This window comes from Streptomyces sp. NPDC088194, assembly GCF_040702025.1.
In the GTDB taxonomy this organism is placed as follows: Bacteria; Actinomycetota; Actinomycetes; order Streptomycetales; family Streptomycetaceae; genus Actinacidiphila.
Map to the genome: position 1 here is coordinate 1 of NZ_JBFBIV010000122.1, position 20,690 is coordinate 20,690.

17 protein-coding genes and 2 pseudogenes are annotated in these 20,690 nt (G+C 73.1%); 5 read left to right on the plus strand and 14 right to left on the minus strand.

The annotated features are described in order from the left end of the window. Window positions 1-109: 109 nt before the first annotated feature. From AB0399_RS36560 to AB0399_RS36600, 9 genes and pseudogenes are all read right to left on the minus strand, one after another. Entirely contained in the window at window positions 110-640 is a 531-nt protein-coding gene (locus AB0399_RS36560) for an arginine repressor (protein ID WP_329371474.1), read from the minus strand. Window positions 641-656: 16 nt separating this feature from the next. After that, window positions 657-1,862 carry an acetylornithine transaminase gene (locus AB0399_RS36565; protein ID WP_329371473.1) on the minus strand — a complete coding sequence of 402 codons (1,206 nt, stop codon included), beginning with the start codon at window positions 1,860-1,862 and terminating at the stop codon, window positions 657-659. Between the two features lie 191 nt (window positions 1,863-2,053). Next, window positions 2,054-2,962: pseudogene (gene argB / locus AB0399_RS36570) on the minus strand (acetylglutamate kinase); the annotation flags it as partial. Continuing rightward, entirely contained in the window at window positions 2,959-4,113 is a 1,155-nt protein-coding gene (argJ, locus tag AB0399_RS36575) for a bifunctional glutamate N-acetyltransferase/amino-acid acetyltransferase ArgJ (RefSeq protein WP_329371471.1), read from the minus strand. The gene argJ and the pseudogene argB, both read right to left, overlap by 4 nt. A 142-nt stretch (window positions 4,114-4,255) precedes the next feature. Beyond that, window positions 4,256-5,284 (minus strand): N-acetyl-gamma-glutamyl-phosphate reductase, encoded by a 1,029-nt coding sequence (gene argC, locus AB0399_RS36580; RefSeq protein ID WP_329374437.1) that lies wholly within the window; start codon window positions 5,282-5,284, stop codon window positions 4,256-4,258. 126 nt (window positions 5,285-5,410) lie between these two features. Continuing rightward, window positions 5,411-6,067, minus strand: a complete 657-nt coding sequence (locus AB0399_RS36585) for a hypothetical protein (RefSeq protein WP_366414226.1) — start codon at window positions 6,065-6,067, stop codon at window positions 5,411-5,413. A gap of 250 nt (window positions 6,068-6,317) precedes the next feature. Next, window positions 6,318-7,736 (minus strand): DUF58 domain-containing protein, encoded by a 1,419-nt coding sequence (locus AB0399_RS36590; protein ID WP_366414227.1) that lies wholly within the window; start codon window positions 7,734-7,736, stop codon window positions 6,318-6,320. 11 nt (window positions 7,737-7,747) lie between these two features. Then, window positions 7,748-8,365, minus strand: a complete 618-nt coding sequence (locus AB0399_RS36595) for a hypothetical protein (protein WP_366414228.1) — start codon at window positions 8,363-8,365, stop codon at window positions 7,748-7,750. Window positions 8,366-8,784: 419 nt separating this feature from the next. Next, on the minus strand, window positions 8,785-9,705 hold the full coding sequence (locus tag AB0399_RS36600; RefSeq protein WP_366414229.1) for a DUF4129 domain-containing protein: 921 nt from the start codon (window positions 9,703-9,705) through the stop codon (window positions 8,785-8,787). Between the two features lie 174 nt (window positions 9,706-9,879). Here AB0399_RS36600 and AB0399_RS36605 point away from each other — a divergent pair, with 174 nt between their 5' ends. Beyond that, window positions 9,880-12,099: an NADP-dependent isocitrate dehydrogenase gene (locus AB0399_RS36605; RefSeq protein WP_366414230.1), complete on the plus strand. Its 2,220-nt coding sequence runs from the start codon at window positions 9,880-9,882 to the stop codon at window positions 12,097-12,099. A gap of 56 nt (window positions 12,100-12,155) precedes the next feature. Here the strand turns inward: AB0399_RS36605 and AB0399_RS36610 are convergent, their stop codons facing one another. From AB0399_RS36610 to AB0399_RS36620, 3 genes are all read right to left on the minus strand, one after another. Next, complete coding sequence (locus tag AB0399_RS36610) at window positions 12,156-13,307, minus strand: methyltransferase (RefSeq protein ID WP_366414231.1); 1,152 nt, start codon at window positions 13,305-13,307, stop codon at window positions 12,156-12,158. Between the two features lie 385 nt (window positions 13,308-13,692). After that, window positions 13,693-14,427 (minus strand): hypothetical protein, encoded by a 735-nt coding sequence (locus AB0399_RS36615; protein WP_329371459.1) that lies wholly within the window; start codon window positions 14,425-14,427, stop codon window positions 13,693-13,695. A gap of 137 nt (window positions 14,428-14,564) precedes the next feature. Beyond that, on the minus strand, window positions 14,565-15,866 hold the full coding sequence (locus AB0399_RS36620; protein WP_366414232.1) for a family 10 glycosylhydrolase: 1,302 nt from the start codon (window positions 15,864-15,866) through the stop codon (window positions 14,565-14,567). A gap of 232 nt (window positions 15,867-16,098) precedes the next feature. Here AB0399_RS36620 and AB0399_RS36625 point away from each other — a divergent pair, with 232 nt between their 5' ends. Then, on the plus strand, window positions 16,099-16,956 hold the full coding sequence (locus AB0399_RS36625; protein WP_366414233.1) for a 3-hydroxybutyryl-CoA dehydrogenase: 858 nt from the start codon (window positions 16,099-16,101) through the stop codon (window positions 16,954-16,956). An 81-nt stretch (window positions 16,957-17,037) separates the two neighbouring features. Here the strand turns inward: AB0399_RS36625 and AB0399_RS36630 are convergent, their stop codons facing one another. Continuing rightward, on the minus strand, window positions 17,038-17,703 hold the full coding sequence (locus AB0399_RS36630) for a TetR family transcriptional regulator (protein WP_366414234.1): 666 nt from the start codon (window positions 17,701-17,703) through the stop codon (window positions 17,038-17,040). 100 nt (window positions 17,704-17,803) lie between these two features. On the opposite strand from AB0399_RS36630, the gene AB0399_RS36635 reads away from it, so the two are divergent. Beyond that, a complete protein-coding gene (locus AB0399_RS36635) occupies window positions 17,804-18,727 on the plus strand; it encodes an SDR family NAD(P)-dependent oxidoreductase (protein ID WP_366414235.1) in 924 nt (307 codons plus the stop codon). Between the two features lie 117 nt (window positions 18,728-18,844). Here the strand turns inward: AB0399_RS36635 and AB0399_RS36640 are convergent. After that, window positions 18,845-19,139, minus strand: a pseudogene (locus AB0399_RS36640) (SDR family NAD(P)-dependent oxidoreductase); the annotation flags it as partial. A gap of 120 nt (window positions 19,140-19,259) precedes the next feature. Here AB0399_RS36640 and AB0399_RS36645 point away from each other — a divergent pair. Both AB0399_RS36645 and AB0399_RS36650 read left to right on the plus strand, forming a co-directional pair. Continuing rightward, window positions 19,260-19,691, plus strand: a complete 432-nt coding sequence (locus tag AB0399_RS36645) for an Rrf2 family transcriptional regulator (protein WP_329371446.1) — start codon at window positions 19,260-19,262, stop codon at window positions 19,689-19,691. A gap of 96 nt (window positions 19,692-19,787) precedes the next feature. Beyond that, window positions 19,788-20,534: a glucose 1-dehydrogenase gene (locus tag AB0399_RS36650; protein ID WP_366414236.1), complete on the plus strand. Its 747-nt coding sequence runs from the start codon at window positions 19,788-19,790 to the stop codon at window positions 20,532-20,534. The last annotated feature ends 156 nt before the right edge of the window (window positions 20,535-20,690 follow it).

Sequence of the window (20,690 nt, forward strand, 5' to 3'; positions counted from 1 at the left end):
GGCCCGGCGGCGCGCGAGGCGGTGCTGATCGGCGCGGAGGACCCGCGGCACGCGGGCGGCAGCTATGTGATCGTGCAGAAGTACCGCAGGGCGGGGCAGCCGGAGGGAGTCAGTCCCCTTGGGCGAGCCGCAGCAAGTGGTCGGCCAGCTTCTGGCCCCCCTCCGGGTCCCGTGAAATGAGGACCACGGTGTCGTCGCCGGCGATCGTCCCGAGGATGTCGTAGACCTCGGCCTGGTCCATCGCGGACGCGAGGAACTGGGCCGCACCCGGCGGGGTGCGGACCACCACCAGGTTCGCCGACGCCTCCGCGGAGATCAGCAGCTCCGCGGCGAGCCGCCGCATCCGCTCCTCCTTGACCGACTCCCCCAGCGGCGCCTGCGGCGTGCGGAACCCTCCCTCGGAGGGCACCGCGTAGATCAACTCACCGTCGTTCGTACGGATCTTGACCGCGCCGAGCTCGTCGAGGTCCCGGCTGAGCGTCGCCTGGGTGACGCTCAGCCCGTCGTCGGCGAGCAGCTTCGCGAGCTGGCTCTGCGACCGCACCGGTTGCCGCCCGAGCAGGTCCACGATCCTGCGGTGGCGTGCGGTACGGGTCTGCGGGACTGCCTGGCCCCCGCCATGCGCTTGCGGCTCGGTCATCGCGTACGGATCTCCGTCATTCTCCCGGTCGGTCGGCCTGTGCGGCCCGGTACACCTCGTCGAGCACACCCGGCAGCGCCTGGAGGAACGCGTCGGTCTCCGCGTCGCCCACGACGAGCGGAGGCGCCAGCCGCACCACGTCGGGCACGGCCGCGTTCACCAGGAGTCCGGCATCCTGCGCCGCCCGTTCGACCTTGGCGGACAGCGGCTCGGTGAGCACGATACCGATCAGCAGCCCGGAACCGCGCACATGATCGACCAGCGGGTGGTTCAGCGCCTCCACGCCCTGCCGCAGCTTCTCGCCCTGCCGCTTGACGTTGTCGAGCAGATCCTCGGCCGCGATGGTGTCCAGCACGGCCAGCGCGGCGGCGCAGGCGACCGGGTTGCCGCCGAAGGTGGTGCCGTGGCTGCCGGGGGTGATCAGGTCGGCGGCCGGGCCGAAGGCGACCGCGGCGCCGAGCGGCAGGCCGCCGCCGAGCCCCTTGGCGAGGGTGACGACATCGGGCTCGACGCCCTGCGCCAGGCACTCGAACCAGTGGCCGGTCCGCCCGACGCCGGTCTGCACCTCGTCGAGCACCAGCAGCGTCCCGGTGGCCGCGGTGATCTCCCGGGCCGCCTGGAGGTAGCCGGCCGGCGGCACCACGACGCCGTACTCGCCGAGGATGGGTTCGAGGATCACCATCGCGGTGTCGGTGCTCACCGCGGCGCGCAGCGCGGCCACGTCGCCGTACGGCACGTGGGTGACGTCGCCGGGCAGCGGCTCGAAGGCGGTGCGCTTGGCGGGCTGGCCGGTGAGCGCGAGGGAGCCCATGGTGCGGCCGTGGAAGGCGCCCTGGGCGGCCACCACATGGGTGCGGCCGGTGAGCCGGCCGATCTTGAAGGCGGCCTCGTTGGCCTCGGCGCCGGAGTTGGCGAAGAAGACCCGGCCCGGGCGCCCGAAGTGCTGGAGCAGCCGCTCGGCGAGCTGGATGGTCGGCTCGGCGAGGAAGAGGTTGGAGATGTGGCCGAGCGACCCGATCTGCCGGGTGACCGCCTCGACCACCGCGGGGTGGGCGGTGCCCAGCGCGTTGGTGGCGATGCCGCCGACGAAGTCGAGGTACTCCTTGCCGTCGGCGTCCCAGAACCGGACGCCCTCACCGCGGGCGAGGGGCAGCCGGGGGACGCCGTAGCTGTTCATCAGCGCGCCCTGCCAGCGCTGGGCCAGCTCCTTGTTGCCGGTCACCGTGCTCCCCCTTCTGCGGACGTGTCCGCGGTCGCCGTGCCTTCGGAAGTCGCCGCGCCGTCGGAATCGGGCGCGGAGCCGAGCGTGGAATCGAACCCCGGCGCGGAGCCGAGCGCCGAATCGAACCCCGGTGCGGAGTCCAGCCCCGGCCGGAATTCGGAATCGGGCTCGGGCTCCGACTCGGGCTCCGGGTCGGGCACGACCATCGTGCCGATGCCCTCGTCGGTGAAGATCTCCAGCAGGATCGAGTGCTGCACCCGGCCGTCGATGACGCGGGCGGTGGTCACGCCGTTGCGCACCGCGTGCAGGCAGCCCTCCATCTTCGGCACCATGCCGCTGGACAGGTCGGGCAGCAGCTTCTCCAGCTCGGTGGCGGTCAGCCTGCTGATCACGTCGTCGCTGTTCGGCCAGTCCTCGTACAGGCCCTCGACGTCGGTGAGCACCATCAGCGTCTCGGCTCCGAGCGCGGCGGCCAGCGCGGCCGCGGCGGTGTCGGCGTTGACGTTGTAGATGTGGCCGTCGTCGGCGGCTCGGGCGATCGAGGAGACCACCGGGATACGGCCGTCGGCCAGCAGCGCCTCGATGGCGCCGGTGTCGATCGCGGTGATCTCGCCGACCCGCCCGATGTCCACCGACTCGCCGTCGATCGTGGGGCGGTGCTTGACGGCGCTGATGGTGTGCGCGTCCTCGCCGGTCAGGCCGACCGCGAGCGGGCCGTGCCGGTTGAGCAGGCCGACGAGTTCGCGCTGCACCTGGCCGGCGAGCACCATCCGGACCACGTCCATCGCCTCGGGCGTGGTGACCCGCAGGCCCGCCTTGAACTCGCTGACCAGGCCGTGCCGGTCGAGCTGCGCGCTGATCTGCGGGCCGCCGCCGTGCACGACGACCGGCTTGAGCCCGGCGTGCCGCAGGAACACCACGTCCTGGGCGAACGCGGCCTTGAGCGCCTCGTCCACCATGGCGTTGCCGCCGAACTTCACCACCACGGTCTTGCCGTGGTGCCGGGTCAGCCACGGCAGCGCCTCGACCAGGACCCGGGCCTTGGGCAGCGCGGTGTGCTTGCGCGGGGTTCCCCCGGGACGGGGGTCGGCGTCGGTCATGAGCTGTACGCGCTGTTCTCGTGGACGTAGTCGGCCGTGAGGTCGTTGGTCCAGATCACGGCGGACGCGTCTCCGGCGGCGAGGTCGGCGGTGATGACGACCTCGCGGAAGCGCATGTCGACCAGGTCGCGGTCGTCGCCGACCGAGCCGCCCCGGCACACCCACACGCCGTTGATCGCGACGTCGAGCGCGTCGGGCTCGAACGCGGCGGAGGTGGTGCCGATCGCGGACAGCACCCGGCCCCAGTTGGGGTCCTCGCCGTGCACGGCGCACTTGAGCAGGTTGTTGCGGGCGATGGAGCGGCCCACCTCGACGGCGTCGTCCTCGGTCGCGGCGTGCACCACCTCGATCCGGATGTCCTTGCTCGCGCCCTCGGCGTCGCCGATCAACTGGCGGGCCAGGTCGGCGCAGACCGCGCGCACCGTGTCGGCGAACTCGGCGTACTCCGGGACGACTTCGGACGCGCCCGAGGCGAGCAGCAGCACCGTGTCGTTGGTGGACATGCAGCCGTCGGAGTCGATCCGGTCGAAGGTCTGCCGGGTGGCGTCCCGCAGCGCCTTGTCCAGGGTGCCCTGGTCGACGTCGGCGTCCGTGGTGAGCACCACGAGCATGGTGGCCAGGCCCGGCGCGAGCATGCCCGCGCCCTTGGCCATACCGCCGACGGTGAAGCCGGACGGGCCGGTGGCCACGGCGGTCTTGTGCACGCTGTCGGTGGTCTTGATCGCGATGGCGGCCTTCTCGCCGCCGTGCGCGGACAGTTCGGCCGCGGCGGTGCCGATGCCCGGCAGCAGCTTGTCCATCGGGAGCGGCAGGCCGATCAGCCCGGTCGACGCGACCGCGACCTCGCCCGCGCTGTGCCCCAGCACCTCCGCGACGCGCTCGGCGGTCGCATGCGTGTCCTGGAAGCCCTTCGGGCCCGTACAGGCGTTGGCGCCACCGGAGTTGAGCACCACCGCGGTCACCGCGCCGCCCTTGAGGACCTGCTCCGACCACAGCACCGGGGCGGCCTTCACCCGGTTCGACGTGAAGACGCCCGCGGCGGCCCGGCGCGGCCCGGCGTTGACCACGAGGGCCAGGTCCGGGTTGCCGTTCTCCTTGATCCCGGCGGCGACCCCCGCCGCCGTGAACCCTTTCGCTGCCGTCACGCTCACGACCTGCTCCTGTTCTCCCCCAGGGCTTTCGCCTGGGTGGGGGTGCCCCCGGCGGAGCCAGGGGGAGTACCCCCACCGCCGGCCCGGCACGAAGCCGCGGCCATCGTCGTCATCTGCCGCCCGGCGGCCTCGCGGACGTCGCTCACGGCGCCACTCCGATCGTGGAAAGTCCCGTGCCCTCAGAGAACCCGAGGGCGATGTTCATGCTCTGTACGGCGCCGCCCGCCGTGCCCTTCGCCAGGTTGTCGATCGCGCTGATCGCGATGACCCGGCCGGCGTCCTCGTCGTAGGCGACCTGGACGTGCACGGCGTTGGAGCCGTAGACGGAGGCGGTCGCCGGCCACTGGCCCTCGGGCAGCAGGTGGACGAACGGTTCTTCGGCGTACGCCTTCTCGTACGCGGCGCGTACGTCCGCCGCCCCCACGCCCGGCCGCGCCTTCGCGGAGCAGGTCGCGAGGATGCCGCGCGGCATGGGCGCGAGGGTGGGCGTGAAGGACACGCCGACCCGCTGCCCGGCGACCGCGCTCAGGTTCTGGATCATCTCGGGGGTGTGCCGGTGGCCGCCGCCGACGCCGTACGGGGTCATCGACCCCATCACCTCGGAGCCGAGCAGGTGCGGCTTGGGCGCCTTGCCCGCGCCGGACGTGCCGGACGCGGCGACGATCACCGCCTCGGGTTCGACGAGGGCGGCGCCGTACGCCGGGAACAGCGCGAGCGAGACCGCCGTCGGGTAGCAGCCGGGCACCGCGACGCGCTTGGACCCCTCCAGCGCGGCGCGGCCACCCGGCAGCTCGGGCAGCCCGTACGGCCAGCTGCCCGCATGCTCCGACCCGTAGAACCGCTCCCAGTCGGCGGCGTCCTTGAGCCGGAAGTCCGCGCCCATGTCGATCACGAGCACGTCGTCGCCCAGTTGCTCCGCGACGGCCGCGGACTGGCCGTGCGGCAGCGCGAGGAAGACCACGTCGTGGCCGGCCAGCACCTCCGCGGAGGTCTCCGCGAGCACGCGCCCGGCCAGCGGCACCAGGTGCGGCTGAAGCGCCCCCAGCGGCTGCCCGGCGTTGCTGTTCCCGGTCAGCGCCCCGATCTCGACCTCGGGGTGCCCGACCAGCAGTCTGAGCACTTCCCCGCCGGCATACCCGCTGGCTCCGGCCACCGCCACCCGCACCGTCATCGACTCCTCCTTCGACAGCATGACTATACGGCTGGGCGCACTTTTATGCAATGTACTGCGCAGGTCACCGCCCTGCGCGGCGCCCGTACGCGTGGACGGGGCCGGGCGGGAGCACGGGGCGAGCCGTCAGGGCCGCGGCCTTCCCTCGTCGTCATCGGGGCGGGCGGGGTGCAGCAGGGCGAGCAGGAGCACCGCCGCGGTGGCCGCGAGGACGAGGACCGCGAGCAGGCGGGTCCAGCGGTGGTGGGACAGCGGCAGCACGGCGGCGGCGAAGACGGCGGCGCAGGTGCCGAGCGCGAGGAGCACCGGGGCCAGGGGCCGGGCCGCGCGAGGCGCCCGGGGGCCGGTGGCCCCGGAGATCCAGGGGTCGGTGAGGAGCAGGTAGCCGATCAGGAGGGCGGTCACGCACGCGCCGAGCCACAGCGGCGGCCCCGTCACGGCGGCCAGCACCACCGCGGCGGCCGCGAGCACCGTGGGAGCGCGCCGGCGGGCGAGGGCGGGCCGGCCCACAGACGCGGCCGGCGGGCGGTCGTCGGCCGCGGGCGCCAGCCACCAGGCGAACCCGGCGGCGGCCACGGCCAGCAGCCCCACCGGGACCCCGACCCGGAACGCGGCGGGCACGTCGCACGCGGCGGCGACCAGCAGCGCGGCGACGGCGCGGGTGAGCAGGCGAAGGGCACCCGGACTCCTCCACGTCCCCGCCGTCCGCCCCGTCTGCGCACCCGGCCTGCCCGCCCCCACCGGCTTGCCCAGCCCCGGGTCCCTCGGCGTCATCGGCGTCATCGGCAGCCTCCGGATACGGATATGGATACGGATGCGGGCACGGGCATGGTGACGACCGTGCCGTGGCCCGCGCGGCCCGCGGCGCCTGGCGCACGCTCGCGCGGGGCGGAGAGCCGTCCTGGTCGTACGGCTGCCCGGACCGGCCCGACGACGCTCAAGACGTTCGCCCGGGCTTCGCCGGACGTGCCCGGCCCCGCCGCCGGCCGGGCGGGACGGTGGGGACGCGGCTCATGGCCCGCCGTCGTACCGCTCATCGGGAACCCCCGCGGATACGGGTGCGCAGCAGCGGCGCCAGCGCCAGGTCGAGGGTCTGGCCCGGCTGGTGGGCGATCAGCGCGATGCCGCGCTCGATCAGCGCGAAGCGCATCGCGTCGCGGTCGGCCCGCCACAGCCGTAGTGCGAGTTCCGCGGTGGTGTCGCCGCGCGGCGCGGGCGGGTCGCCGGAGGGGATCTCGACCACGACGAGCGGGTTGGCGCGGGAACGCACCTGGTCGAGTACGACCAGGATGCGCTGGTCGGTGAGCGGGGTGAAGACGTAGACGAGCGCGCCCTCGGGCAGCGCGGGCGGCGGCAGCCGGCTGAGTTCCGGGTCGCGCTGGACCAGGTCCTTGCGGACCTCCAGCACGCTCTCCACGATCCGGTAGAAGTAGGCGTCGCCGCTGCCGGGTTGCAGCCACCGCGTGGTCCCGCCGACCGCGACCACCCCGACCCGGTCGTGCGTCCGCAAATACGCCCGGACCAGCCCGGCCGCCGCACGGAACGTCTCGTCCAGCGACGACAGACCCGTCACCGGGTCGCGGATGTCGCCCAGCACATCGAGCATCACCACGGTGTCAGCGGCACGCTCGGCCGCGAACTGGTGCAGTTGCAGCGACCCGCGCCGCGTCGTCGCCGGCCAGTTGATCCGCCGCTGCCGCTCCCCACGCACGTACGGATGCACCCCGATCACCTCGATCCCCTCCCCCCGCTGCGGCGACGCGTGCTCCCCCAGCCGGGTCGGCAACCGCACCGGAATCGGCGTGAGCCCCGCCGCCGCCGGCAACGGGAAGACCGCCACCTCACCCAGATCCACCCGCACCGTGCGCCGCGCCACGCCCCCCGCGTCATAGAGATCGACGTCCACCGTGCCCAACGTCCACCGCCCCCACCGCTCAGCGGTGAACCGCAGTTCGAGATGGGCCGTACCCACGGTCAGCGCGTCCAGCCGCACGCCCGGGCCGAGCGTGATCCCGGGGTCGAGCCGCCCCTCGCCTCCGTCGTGGACGACGGCGATCCTCGCCACGACCTGCTCGCCCTCGAAGCAGCGCCGCGCGGCCACCTCCACGGTCGCGGTGAGATGCCCGGCCCGGGGCGTCCGGGGCAGTGCCAGCGCGAGCAGCACCAGCGGACCGGCGGCCAGCGCCAGCAGCCACGGCCGGCCGGTGACGAGGGCGGCGCCCAGCGCGAGCGCGGCCACCGTGCCGTAGCGCAGGGCGCGTTCGCCGGCCCGCCAGCCGTCCGGCGGCTCTGGCGGCGCCTCGGTGGGCCGACCGGGCTCCGACTGCCGCCCGCCGAGGGCGCGTTCGACCGCCTCTGATCCGGTCGCACCCTCCACGACGATGTCGCCGGGCCCCGGTACGGACGCGGGCGCGGGCTCTGACGGGATCGGCCCCGGCGCGGACGCAGGCACGGGTTGCTCCTTCATGACGCGGTGCCGGTGCTGGTGCCGGTGCCGGTGCCGGTCCCGGTGCTGGGCGCGGTCCGCGGCGCCGGGACGTCGCCGGGTGCGGACTGCCCCGGATCTGCCGGCTGCTCCGGATCGCCCAGCACTTCGAGCCGCTCCAGGAGCGCGCGCAGCACCCCCTCGGGCACGGACGGCCGCGGCGGCGGCTCGGCCGGGTCGATCCACGGCCACAGCTCCGCACCGACCAGCGCGCGGGCCCGTTCGGGGGCGCGGTGCAGGTCCGTGCCGTGCCGGGCGGCGAGTCGGGCGGCGAAGAGCCGTTGCAGGTGCGGGCGCAGCCGCTGGGCGAAGTACGCCTCGCCGTCGGGGCCGAGGGCGTTGTGCACCAGCCACTCCCAGCCGCCGAGCGCGGGCTCGCTGCTGCCCAGCAGCCTCACCGGCCGGCGGTAGTCGCCGTCGCGGGCGCCGGCCCCCGCGACATAGCGGGTGACGCAGAACCCGGCCGCGGCGGCCACGGCCAGCCCCACCAGGGCCACCGCGAAGCCGTCGGTGACGCCGAGCAGCAGGACGCCGACGGAGGCGACGGCGACCAGCAGCGTGACGGAGTGGCGGGCCGAGCCCGGCGCGGCGCGCATCCGGGTGCGGGCCGCCGTGCCCGCACCCGGGTGGTGCTCCGCTCCGAGGGTGTCGGGTTCTCCGGGCCCGCCGGCAGTGCCCGAGCGACCGGACCGTCCGGACCTGCGGCCCCCGGCGGACCTGCCGGGGTTGCCGAGAACTCCGGGCAGTTCGAGCAGGGCCGCCCCCGCGGTGCGGCCCCCCGGCGCCGTGCCCGGACCCGGTCCCGCATCCGCGCCCGCATCCCGAGCCGTGTCCGCATTCCGAGCCATGTCCCTACCCTGAGCCGCGCCCGCATCGCGAGCCGCGTCCCCATCCCGAGCCGCGTCCCCATCCCGAGCCGCGTCCCCATCCCGAGCCGCGTCCCTACCCCGAGCCGCGTCCGTGGACGGCCTCGGGCCCGACACCGGTCCGCCCGTGTCCGGCGAGTCCGCTGCCCTCACGCTCCCTCCTCCGCCCTGGCTCCGGTGCGCGGCGCGGCGAGCCGTTCCGCGAGGTCGGCGAGTGCGTCGGCCGCCTGCGCGCGGTGGGCGTCGCCCATCGGGTGGCTGGAGTAGCGGGCCTCGCGGAACAACTCGGTGAGCACGGAGGCGCTGCCCTCGGTGCGCAGGCCACTCGCGGCGGCGCGTACCAGCAGGTCGTTCGGGCTGTCCGAGACGTGCCGTGACACGCCCGAGCCGGCCAGCGAGGTCTCCATGGCGACGTAGCAGGCGATCACCGCGGTCCGGGCGTCGCCGTTGTCGCGCAGGGCGCGCCGGCCGGACTCCACCGCGTCGGCGAGCAGCCGGGCGTCCTCGTGCGGGTCCCTCCGGGCACGTCGCGGCCTGCGGACGTACTCCGCCCGCAGCCGCCGGTACGCGACGACGAACGCGGCCACAAGCGCCACACCCGCGACCACCAGCAAGGTGACGATCAGCCAGGGCGGCGGGTTGTGCGGCGTGTCGTGCCCGAGGTCGCGCGAGGGTCGCGAGTGGCCGACGCCGAACTCGCCGGGGTCCAGCGGCCCCGGGTCGTAGGGCGATCCGAACCGGTGCATGGCCAGGACCGCGGCCGGTACGGCGGCGGCGCCGACCAGCAGCGTGGCGCGCACGACGGCCGCGAGCCGCTGCTCGACCGGGCTCAGCCGGGTGTCGATCCGCGGCCGGACCCGGTACCGGGCCAACAGCGCCAGGCAGCCGACCGCCCATCCGATCGCGAGCAGCGCGACGGCCGGCCCGCTGCGGACCACTCCCGCGCCGCGTCCGACGGAGCCGGGCCGCAGGACCAGCGCCGCCAGCACGGTCCCGGCGACGACCACGACGACCAGCGCCGTCCGCGTGTCGCCCGGCACTCCCCTGGTCGAGAGCGCTCTCCGCCCCATCCCTCCACCCCCTCCGTACGCTTCCGCGCCTCGCAGCCTCGCACACGGGTACGGCCCGCCGCGAGGCCCCACCCCGCCCCCGCCGCCGTCAAACCGGGGGCTTGTTCGAGGAAGCGAGGGCAACGGGATATCTTGATATCAAGCAATGTTGGAGACTGGAACGGAGACCAACCGGTGGCTGACTCGACCATCATCTACACACACACCGACGAGGCCCCGGCCCTGGCGACGTACTCGTTCTTGCCCGTGATCCAGGCGTACGCCTCGACCGCCGGGGTCACCGTCGAGAGCCGGGACATCTCGCTGGCGGGTCGGATCATCGCCGGCTTCCCCGAGTACCTGGAGGAGGGCCAGCGGATCGACGACGCGCTGGCCGAGCTGGGCGAGCTGGCGCAGCGGCCCGAGGCGAACATCATCAAGCTGCCGAACATCTCGGCGTCGATCCCGCAGCTCAAGGCGGCCGTCGCCGAGCTGCGCGAGCAGGGCTACGCGCTGCCGGAGTACCCGGACGACCCGAAGACCGACGAGGAGCGCGACATCCGCGCCCGCTACGACAAGGTCAAGGGCAGCGCGGTGAACCCGGTGCTGCGCGAGGGCAACTCCGACCGCCGCGCGGCCGCCGCGGTGAAGAACTACGCCAAGGCCCACCCGCACCGGATGGGCGCCTGGACCGCCGACTCGAAGACGAACGTGGCGACGATGTCCGCCGACGACTTCCGCTCCACCGAGAAGTCCGCGGTGGTCTCCGAGGCCGGCACCCTGCGGATCGAGCTGCACGGCGACGACGGCAGCACCAGCGTGCTGCGCGAGTCCGTACCGGTGCTGGCCGGCGAGGTCGTGGACGCGTCGGTGATGCGGGTCGGCGCGCTGCGCGAGTTCCTCACCGCGCAGGTGGCCCGGGCGAAGGCCGAGGACGTGCTGTTCTCCGTGCACCTCAAGGCCACCATGATGAAGGTCTCCGACCCGATCATCTTCGGCCACGCGGTGCGCGCCTTCTTCCCGAACACCTTCGCGGAGCACGGCGCCACGCTCGCCGCGGCCGGGCTGACCCCCAACGACGGCCTCGGCGCGATCCTGGCCGGCGTGGAGAAGCTGCCGGAGGGCGACGCGATCAAGGCGTCCTTCGCCGCCGAGCTGGCCGACGGCCCGGCGCTGGCGATGGTCGACTCCGACCGCGGCATCACCAACCTGCACGTGCCCAGCGACGTCATCGTGGACGCCTCGATGCCGGCCATGATCCGCACCTCCGGCCACATGTGGGGCCCGGACGGCAAGGAGGCCGACACCCTCGCGGTGCTGCCCGACAGCAGCTACGCCGGCGTCTACCAGGTCGTCCTCGACGACTGCCGCGCGCACGGCGCCTTCGACCCGGCCACCATGGGCTCGGTGCCCAACGTCGGCCTGATGGCGCAGAAGGCCGAGGAGTACGGCAGCCACGACAAGACCTTCGAGATCCCGACCACCGGTACGGTCCGGGTCGTCGACGGCAACGGCGAGGCCGTGCTGGAGCAGGCGGTCGGCGCCGGTGACATCTTCCGGATGTGCCAGACCAAGGACCTGCCGATCCGCGACTGGGTGAAGCTCGCGGTCACCCGCGCCCGCGCCACCGGCGACCCGGCCGTCTTCTGGCTGGACGAGACCCGCGCGCACGACGCGGCGCTGATCGCCAAGGTCGAGGCGTACCTGCCCGAGCACGACACCGAGGGCCTGGACATCCGCGTGCTGTCGCCGGTCGAGGCGACGAAGCTGTCGCTGGAGCGCATCCGGCGCGGTGAGAACACCATCTCCGTGACCGGCAACGTGCTGCGCGACTACCTCACCGACCTCTTCCCGATCCTGGAGCTGGGCACCAGCGCCAAGATGCTGTCGGTGGTTCCGCTGATCAACGGCGGCGGCCTCTTCGAGACCGGCGCCGGCGGCTCCGCGCCCAAGCACGTGCAGCAGCTGGTCAAGGAGGACTACCTGCGCTGGGACAGCCTCGGCGAGTTCCTCGCGCTGGCGGTGAGCTTCGAGCACCTCGCGCAGACCACCGGCAACGCCCGCGCGCAGATCCTCGCGGACACGCTCGACCGCGCCACCGGCACGTTCCTCAACGAGGACAAGTCGCCGTCCCGGCGGGTCGGCGGGATCGACAACCGCGGCAGCCACTTCTACCTGGCGCTGTACTGGGCGCAGGAGCTGGCCGGGCAGTCCGACGACGCGAAGCTCGCGGAGGCGTTCGGGCCGCTGGCCAAGGCGCTGGCGGAGCAGGAGGAGACGATCGTCGCCGAGCTGATCGCGGTGCAGGGGTCGCCGGTGGACATCGGTGGGTACTACCAGCCCGACGCGGAGAAGGCGACGGCCGTCATGCGGCCGTCCGCCACGTTCAACGCGGCGGTGGCGTCCCTCGGTTGAGCCGTTCCCGGGGTACCGCTCGTCCTTGCGGGCGGCGGTGCCCCGGGGGGGGCGTGTTACTTGGTGCTGCGGAGGACCACGAACTTCGGGTGGGAGGCGACGACGTCGCAGTTGCCGAAGAGGCGGCGCAGGCGAGCGTGGTAGCCGAGGTGACGGTTGCCGACGACGCGGAGTTCCCCACCCGGCCGTAGCGCGGCCCTCGCCGTGGTGAACATGCGGCGGGCGGCGGCGTCGGTGGTGGCGCGGTGGGAGTGGAACGGCGGGTTGAGCAGGACGAGGTCGACGCTCTCGGGCGGCAGCGCGGTGAGCGCGTCACCGACCGTGAACTCGGCCTTCGCCCCCGGCAGGGCGTTCGCCCGGAACGTCTCCTCGGCGGAGGCGACCGCCTGGTAGGACTCGTCGGTGAAGAGCACCTCGGCGGCCGGGTTGGCGAGCGCGGCGGCGGTGCCGACGACGCCGTTGCCGCAGCCGAGGTCGACCACCCGGTCCGGCCCGGTGCGCTGCGGCAGGTTCGCGAGCAGCAGCCGGGTGCCGAGGTCGAGCCGGTCCGCGCAGAACACCCCGGCGTGGTTGACGACCGGATGCCCGGACATCGGCCCGATGTCGTCGGGCAGGGCGTACCGCACGGGCCACGGGTTCGTGCCGCGGGCCAGGCCCGGTTCGGGCGTGCAGAAGATCAGCCGGGACTTGCGGACCGCCAGTGACGTGGTGGTGGGGCCGATGATCCGCTCGAAGAGCCGGAGCGTGGAGGTGTGGATCTCGCTGACCATGCCGGTGCCGAGCACGGTGGTGCCGGAGTGCACGGCGGGCGCGAGCCGGTGCAGCTGGTCCTCCAGCAGGGCGAGGCTCTTGGGCACGCGGACGATCAGCAGGTCCACCCGGCCGGGCGGGTCGTCCCGGGTGGTGCGCAGGTCGGCGCCGGCGGCCGGGGCGTTGCGCCGCAGGTTCGCCTCGGTGGCCGACCGGCCGAGGAAGGAGTCGGTGACGAGGGTGGGGCGGTTGGCGCCGTGCGCGGCGAGCGCGGTGGTCAGGGCGCCCCAGCGGTCGCCGAGGACGACGGTCGCGCCGGGCGAGGCCGGTCCCCCGGTGTCGGCGAGGTGCTGGAGCGCGTACGCGTCGGCGGCGTCCCAGGCCCGCAGCTGCTCGCGCGGGTCGGCCGGGAAACGGGTCAGGTCGAGGTCGCCCCACGGCGAGCTGAATCGGTGCATCGTGCGACCAGCGTATCCGGAACGTAGGTGGGGCCCGGGGCCTTGTCCTGGCCCCGGGCCCCGCTGATGCCGCCCTGTGCTGCCGTCGGCCCGTGTTGCCGCCCCGGGTGAGCTTCACCTCGCGCGTGATGCCTTTTCACTACCGCCGCACGAGAGCGGCGGGCCGGAGTCGAACCGGCATTTCGCGATCCCATTCCCCAAGACGGTCGGCCGGCGGTCGGCGGCACATGCTGAGTCTGGAGCGAGAGTCTGAGATTCAGTGCGGCGCCGCTGCGTGCGGTCGCCGCCTCACGACAAGCTTCAGTTTCAGCTTTGCGCTCCTCGCGCTCCCCTCCGCTGGGCGAAGGGGCCCCTCCGCTCTCGGGCGGAGGGGGCTTGACGGGGGTTACGACCCCAGCAGGTAGCCGAAGACGGCATCCCCCACCCGCTGGTCGGTGACCTCTGCGCCGTTCGCCTCCTCGCGGGCGAACTGCACGGCCTGCTGCAGCTTCTCCACCCGCTCCAGCACCTCGTTGACCCGGCGGGCCGGCAGTGCGCCGGAGAACTTCACCGTGGTCCAGTAGCCCACCGCGATGTCCTCGTAGTAGACCTCGACCTGGGCCGGGTGCTGCTCGGTCGCCTCGGCCTTCACGTGGTTGCGCGGCACCTTGCGGGTGCGGATGGTGCGTACCGGCTCGGTCTTCCAAGCGTCGGTGGAGGCGTCGAGGTTCCACGCCTCGGCGGCGTCGAGCACCGGCAGCTTGCGGATGAACTGGCCCAGCTCGACGAGCTGCTTCTCCAGGAAGAGCAGGTACGTCACCGGCACGTCGCGGACCAGCTCTCGACCGTCCACGGTGATGTCGGCGCGTGCCTCGCAGTTGGCCCAGTCCTTGGTGGCGGTCACGTCGAAGAGCCGGGTCAGGGCGGTCGTCGCGGACCGCAGCACCTGCTCGGCCTGGACCTGGACCCGGGTGGACTCGGGCGGCAACTGCTCGCCTTCCTCGTCCTTGGGCTGGTAGGTCCTGGCAATGCCGGACAGCAGTGCGGGCTTGAGCAAGTCGCGCTGAGCGGACGCCAGTTCGTGGTGGGCCTTGGACTTGGCGCCCTTCTCGACTGCGATGATCTGGTTGAGTTTCGCCACGGGAAGAACGTAACAGCGGAGCTGATCGACGTACGAACGGTTTATCCGATCACGACCGGGCCGTGACAGGGCCACGACCCGGCCGCGACATGCCGTACGGCAGCGGCGCACCGTACGGCAGTTGACGGATCGTCAGGTCACGGCGTGCGAACCCGGGTCGGGTAGTGCTCGGCCACCACCTCGGTCATCGCGCCCAGCGGGTCGGCGGTGACCTGGGTGGCGGAGAAGTAGATGTTGCCGCGCACCTGCGGGTAGTCCGCGTCGAAGGTGAGGTGGCGGGACAGCTCGGCCGGGTCCTGCCACTGCGCGGGCTGGCCGGCGACGCCGACCTTGTAGAGCGCCTCCCCCACGTAGAGCTTCGCCCGGGTGCCGGCCACGACGTCGGACCACCAGGGCACCAGCACCCCGTAGTCGGCGGCGGCGAAGCCGATGTTCCAGTAGACCTGAGGGGCGATGTAATCCAGCCAGCCGCGCTTGACCCAGCCTCGGGTGTCGGCGTGCAGGTCGTCGTAGGTCTGCACGCCGGCCTGGGTGGCCGAGCCGAGCGGGTCGGTGGCGGCGTTGCGCCAGACCCCGAACGGGCTGATGCCGTACTGGGTGCCGGGCCGGATCTGCTTGATCCGCGCCGCCATCTCGCTGACCAGCAGGTCGGTGTTGTGCCGGCGCCAGGCGTCGCGGTCGGGGAAGCCGGCGCCGTAGCGGGCGTAGCTGGCGTCGTCGGCGAAGGTCTGGCCGGCCACCGGGTACGGGTAGAAGTAGTCGTCCCAGTGCACGGCGTCGATCGGGTAGCGGCGCACCGCGTCGAGCATCGCGTCCTCGACGAAGCGGCGGACGGCCGGCTGCCCGGGGTCGTAGTACAGCTTGCCGCCGTAGGGCAGCACCCACTCCGGGTGCAGCCGGGCCGGGTGGGTGGGGGCGAGCGTGCCGGGGTCGTCGGTCATCGCGACCCGGTACGGGTTGAACCAGGCGTGCAGTTCGAGGCCCCGGCGGTGCGCCTCGTGCACGGCGGTGCCCAGCGGGTCCCAGCCCGGGTCGCGGCCCTGGGTGCCGGTGAGGTACTGCGACCACGGCTCGTACGGCGACGGCCAGAACGCGTCGGCGGTCGGGCGGACCTGGAACATCACGGCGTTGAGCCGGCGTTCGACCGCGGTGTCGAGCAGGTCGATCAGTTCGGCGCGCTGCTCCCGCGGCGACAGGCCCGGCGCGGACGGCCAGTCGGTGTTGGCGACGGTGGCGATCCACATGCCGCGCAGCTCGCGGCGGGCGGTGGGCGGCCGGTGCGCGGGGCCCGCCGGGCGGGCGGCGCCGGCGGTGCCCGGCGCGGGGCGCGCGGCAGCGGCCGGGGTGGGCACGGTGGCCTGCGCGGTGCCGATCGCCGCGGCCGAGGCCAGCGTGCCGGCCGCCGCCACGGTGAAGGTTCTACGGGAGAGTGGGTCCATACCGTCCTCCTGATCTACCGTCCAGATCCGCCGATGATGATGGTCCGGGGCAATGGCGGCAACCGCCGAATGGTCCAGTCCACTGAAGGGGCAGGGCGCCGGGCCCGGCGGCTCCGGTGGGCGGTAACGTCTGTCCGGAACACGATCAGGTACGAGCCAGGTATGCGATCAAGTGCCTGCCGGGTGCGGGCAGCGGCAGGCCGGACACGGCCGACGGTCGGGAGGCTGACGAGTGAGTGACATCCAGCGCGTCGGAGTGGTGGGCGCGGGCCAGATGGGTTCGGGCATCGCCGAGGTGTGCGCGAAGGCCGGGCTCGACGTCCGGGTCGCCGAGACCACCGGCGAGGCGCTGGAGTTGGGCCGCGCCCGCCTGGCGAACTCCCTCGGCAAGGCCGCCGAGCGCGGCAAGCTCACCGAGCAGGAGCGGGACGCGGCGCTGGACCGGCTCAGCTACACCACCGACCTCGCCGAGTTCGCCGACCGCGACCTGGTGATCGAGGCGGTGGTGGAGAACGAGCAGGTCAAGCTGGACATCTTCAAGACCCTCGACCAGGTCGTCACCCGCCCCGACGCCATCCTCGCCTCCAACACCTCCTCCATCCCGCTGGTCCGGCTCGCGGTGGCCACCTCGCGGCCCGACCAGGTGGTGGGCATCCACTTCTTCAACCCGGCGCCCGTGCAGCGCCTGGTCGAGGTGATCCCGGCGCTCACCACCGGCAGCGAGACCGTCAAGCGGGCCGAGGCCCTGGTCACCGACGTCCTCGGCAAGCACCCCATCCGCGCCCAGGACCGCTCCGGTTTCGTCGTCAACGCCCTCCTGGTGCCCTACCTGCTCTCCGCGATCCGCATGTACGAGTCCGGCATCGCCACCCGCGAGGACATCGACAACGGCATGGAGATGGGCTGCGCCCACCCGATGGGCCCGCTCAAGCTCTCCGACCTGATCGGCCTCGACACCGTCGCCGCGATCGCCGACTCCATGTACGCGGAGTATAAGGAGCCCCTGTACGCGGCTCCGCCGATCCTCCAGCGCATGGTCGACGCGGGCCGCCTCGGCCGTAAGTCGGGCGCGGGCTTCTACGCGTACTGACGGCCCCCGGCGTACGCCCTGCGCCCTGCACCGCGTCGTCCGCGGCCACCCGACCGCTTTCCCGTACAGCGCACGGCAAGCTCAGGCGCGGGGCAGCACACCCAGAAGCGCCGAGGTGAAGGAGAAGCGCAGCGCGTCACGCAGTTCCAGGTTGAGCACACCGAGGGCGGGCTCGTCCGCGTAGGCGGCAAGGAGGCTGGGCGGCGGCGGGACGTACGCGGACAAGGCGCCCGCCGAGACCAGGCTCGTCAGGCAGAACAGTTGCGTGCCGTCGCCGAGTTCGGGCACGTGGCGGCGCACCAGCTCGACCATGTCCGCGAGCCGCGCGAGGGAGGAGCGCTTGTGGCGCTTGACCACCTCGACCGAGACGTTGTGCTCCAGGACGCCGCCCTGCGCGCCGAAGAGGTCGCACAGCACCACCCGGCCGGCCAGTGACCGGCTGAGGATCTCGGCCAGTTGGCCTGCCCGCACTTCCGGTGCCGCGTGCGCCTCGATGCCCGCGGCCAGCTCGTCCGCCAGCTCGGCGAGCCAGTTCCCCAGAAAGACGTCCAGGAGTTCGAGCAGCACCGCCTCGCGGGACTCGAAGTACCGCAGGACGTTCGACTTGGCCAGGCCCACCCGCCGGCTGAGCTCGTTGAGGCTCACCTCGGCCACGGGCATCTCGTCGAGCATCGCCGCCGCCGTGTCCAGGATCGCCCGGCGGCGGATCTCCCGCTGCTCCTCGCTTCGCGCCCGCTGGAATGTCACGCCCTCAGCCTAGCTTAAAGACCGCCGGTTCCTTGACATGAGACCGCCGGTCTCTTACGTTGGAGGTCTTAACAGACCGACGGTTTTTTAGGAGTGCGCCATGAACGGCGACTGGACCGAGCAGCACATCCCCGATCAGCACGGGCGGGTCGCGATCGTGACCGGCGCCAACACCGGGCTGGGTTTCGAGACCGCCCGGATGCTCGCCGCGCGCGGGGCGGCGGTGGTCCTGGCCGTCCGCGACGTCGAGAAGGGCGAACGGGCCGCCGCCCGCATCACCGGCGACGTCACCGTCCAGGCCCTCGACCTGACCTCCCTGGACTCGGTCCGGTCCGCGGCGGCCGACCTGCGCGCCGCCCACCCGCGCATCGACCTTCTGATCAACAACGCGGGCGTGATGTACACCCCGAAGCAGACCACCGCCGACGGCTTCGAGCTGCAGTTCGGCACCAACCACCTCGGCCACTTCGCCCTCACCGGCCTGCTGCTGGACCGGCTCCTGCCCGTCCCCGGCTCCCGTGTCGTCACGGTCAGCAGCACCGGCCACCGCATCCGGGCCGCCATCCACTTCGACGACCTGCAATGGGAGCGCTCGTACGGCCGCGCCGCCGCCTACGGCCAGTCCAAGCTCGCCAACCTGATGTTCACGTACGAACTGCAGCGCCGGCTCGGTCCGCACGGCACCACGATCGCGGTGGCCGCGCATCCCGGCGTGTCCAACACCGAGCTGATCCGCAACACACCCGCCGCGCTTCGGGTGCCCATCGCCTGGCTCGCGCCGCTGCTCACCCAGAAACCCGAGATGGGCGCCCTGCCCACCCTGCGCGCCGCCACCGATCCGGCCGTCATCGGCGGCCAGTACTACGGTCCCGGCAACCGGGGGGAGATCCGCGGCTACCCGAAGCTGGTCGACTCCAGCCCCGACTCCCACGACCAGGCCACGCAGCAGCGGTTGTGGACCGTCTCCGAGGAGCTCACCGGGGTGACGTTCCCCGTGCCGACCCCGCAGCGGAGGAATTCCTGAGGCCAGGCCGCGCCAAGGCCGACCCGGTCGTCTCGCGGCAGATTCGGTCGCGCGCGTGCTCTTCGGTCGCCATCGGCGCCGCCCTTCCGTCGCCGTGCCGCGGGTGCGCGCCGTTCTTCCTTGGGCCGTGGGCCGGACGACGAGTTCGTCGACGTCCTCGTTGACGTCAACGTCGGCGGGCTGGTCGACGGCGTAGCGGACCCCTTCGGCGATTGAGTTCGCTCCGGGTCAGGCCCGGGCTGATCAGGGGGACCCGCAGTTCCCGGCTCTCCTGGCGCAGGCCCTCCGACAGGGCGCGGACCGCGTGTCTGGTGGCGCCGTAGGCGGCCGCGGTCGGGTCGACCCGCAGCCCTGAGACGGAGGAGACGTTCACGATGTGCCCGCGGCGCTGGGCCCGCATGAGCGGCAGGACATCCGCTCGGGACGTCCGCTTGGGCCTCCGCTCGGGTCGTCCGTTCGCGGAACCAGCTCGGTCCTCGCCGCGGCCAGTCATAACTGTTACGGTTACAATAGGACGGAGGTGAGGGACGACATGGGAGCCAACAGCAGGCTGACCGTCGCCGCGCACGCCCTGACCTGGATCGGGCTGTACCAGCGCCGCGGCCACGAGGTCGCCACCTCCGAGCAGATCGCGACGAGCGTCAACACCAACCCCGTGGTGATCCGCCGCCTGCTGGCCCAACTGCGCAAGGCCGGCCTGGTCGACTCGCGCAGAGGCGCCGGCGCCGGCTGGACGCTGTCGCGGGGCCTGCCGACGATCACCCTGCTCGACGTCTACGAAGCGGTGGAGCCGGGGCCGATCTTCGCCCTGCACCCCGCCACGCCCGACCCCGAGTGCGTCGTGGGCCACGGCATAGCGCCGGTGCTGAGCGTCGTCTACGACGGGGTCGAGACCGCTCTCCGCGCGGAACTGGCGAGAACCACGCTGGAAGATGTGCTGCACGACGTACTGAAAGCCACCTAGCTTCGACCGCGGGCCCGACCGGGCCGCGCCGGCAGCGCGCTTTTCGCGGTCCCCAATGTAACCACAACCGTTACATCAACTCATTCGGAGAATGCCATGGGACAGCTGGACGACAAGACCGCCCTCGTGACCGGGGCCTCCACCGGCATCGGCCTGGCCATCGCCCGCCGGTTCGCCGCCGAGGGAGCCACCGTCTACCTCACCGGCCGCCGCAAGGCCGAACTGGAGCACGCCGTCGAACAGGTCGGCGACCGCGCCATCGGTATCCGCAGCGACGTATCGGAACTCGACGACCTCGACCGGCTCTTCGCCGAGATCACCGAGCGCGGCGGACGTCTCGACATCGTCGTGGCCAACGCCGGCGTCGGCGAGTTCGGCCCGCTCGGCTCGATCACCGAGGAGGAGTACGACCGCACCACCTCCATCAACCTCAAGGGCACGATCTTCACCGTCCAGAAGGCGCTTCCGCTGCTGCCGGCCGGCGCCTCGGTGATCCTGCTCTCCTCCAGCGCGGCCCTGCGCGGAGTCCCGGGCCTGGGCGTCTACGCCGCCACCAAGGCCGCGATCCGCAGCCTCGCCCGCACCTGGGCCGCCGAACTCGCCGACCGCGGCATCCGCGTCAACGCCCTCACCCCCGGCCCCGTCACGACCCCCGGCGCCGACGAACTGCGAGCCGCGCTCCCGCAGGACGGCGACGCCGCCGAGCCCCCCGCGCCCACTCCCCTCGGCCGGGCGGGCCGCCCCGACGAGGTCGCGTCCACCGCCCTCTACCTGGCCGGGGACCAGAGCTCCTTCACCACCGGCGCGGAACTCCTCGTCGACGGCGGCACCACCCAGCTCTAGGCCGTGTTTTGGAAGTAGCGCCGTCCGCCCAAAGGGCGGGGCCCGTGGCGTCTGGTGCGTGCGATCGCAAGGCGGAGGGTTGTCCTCGTAGTGGGCCTACTCGGACAAGCCCGACAACGAAGCGAGCGTGCGTGCCAGGCGCCACGGGCCAGGCGG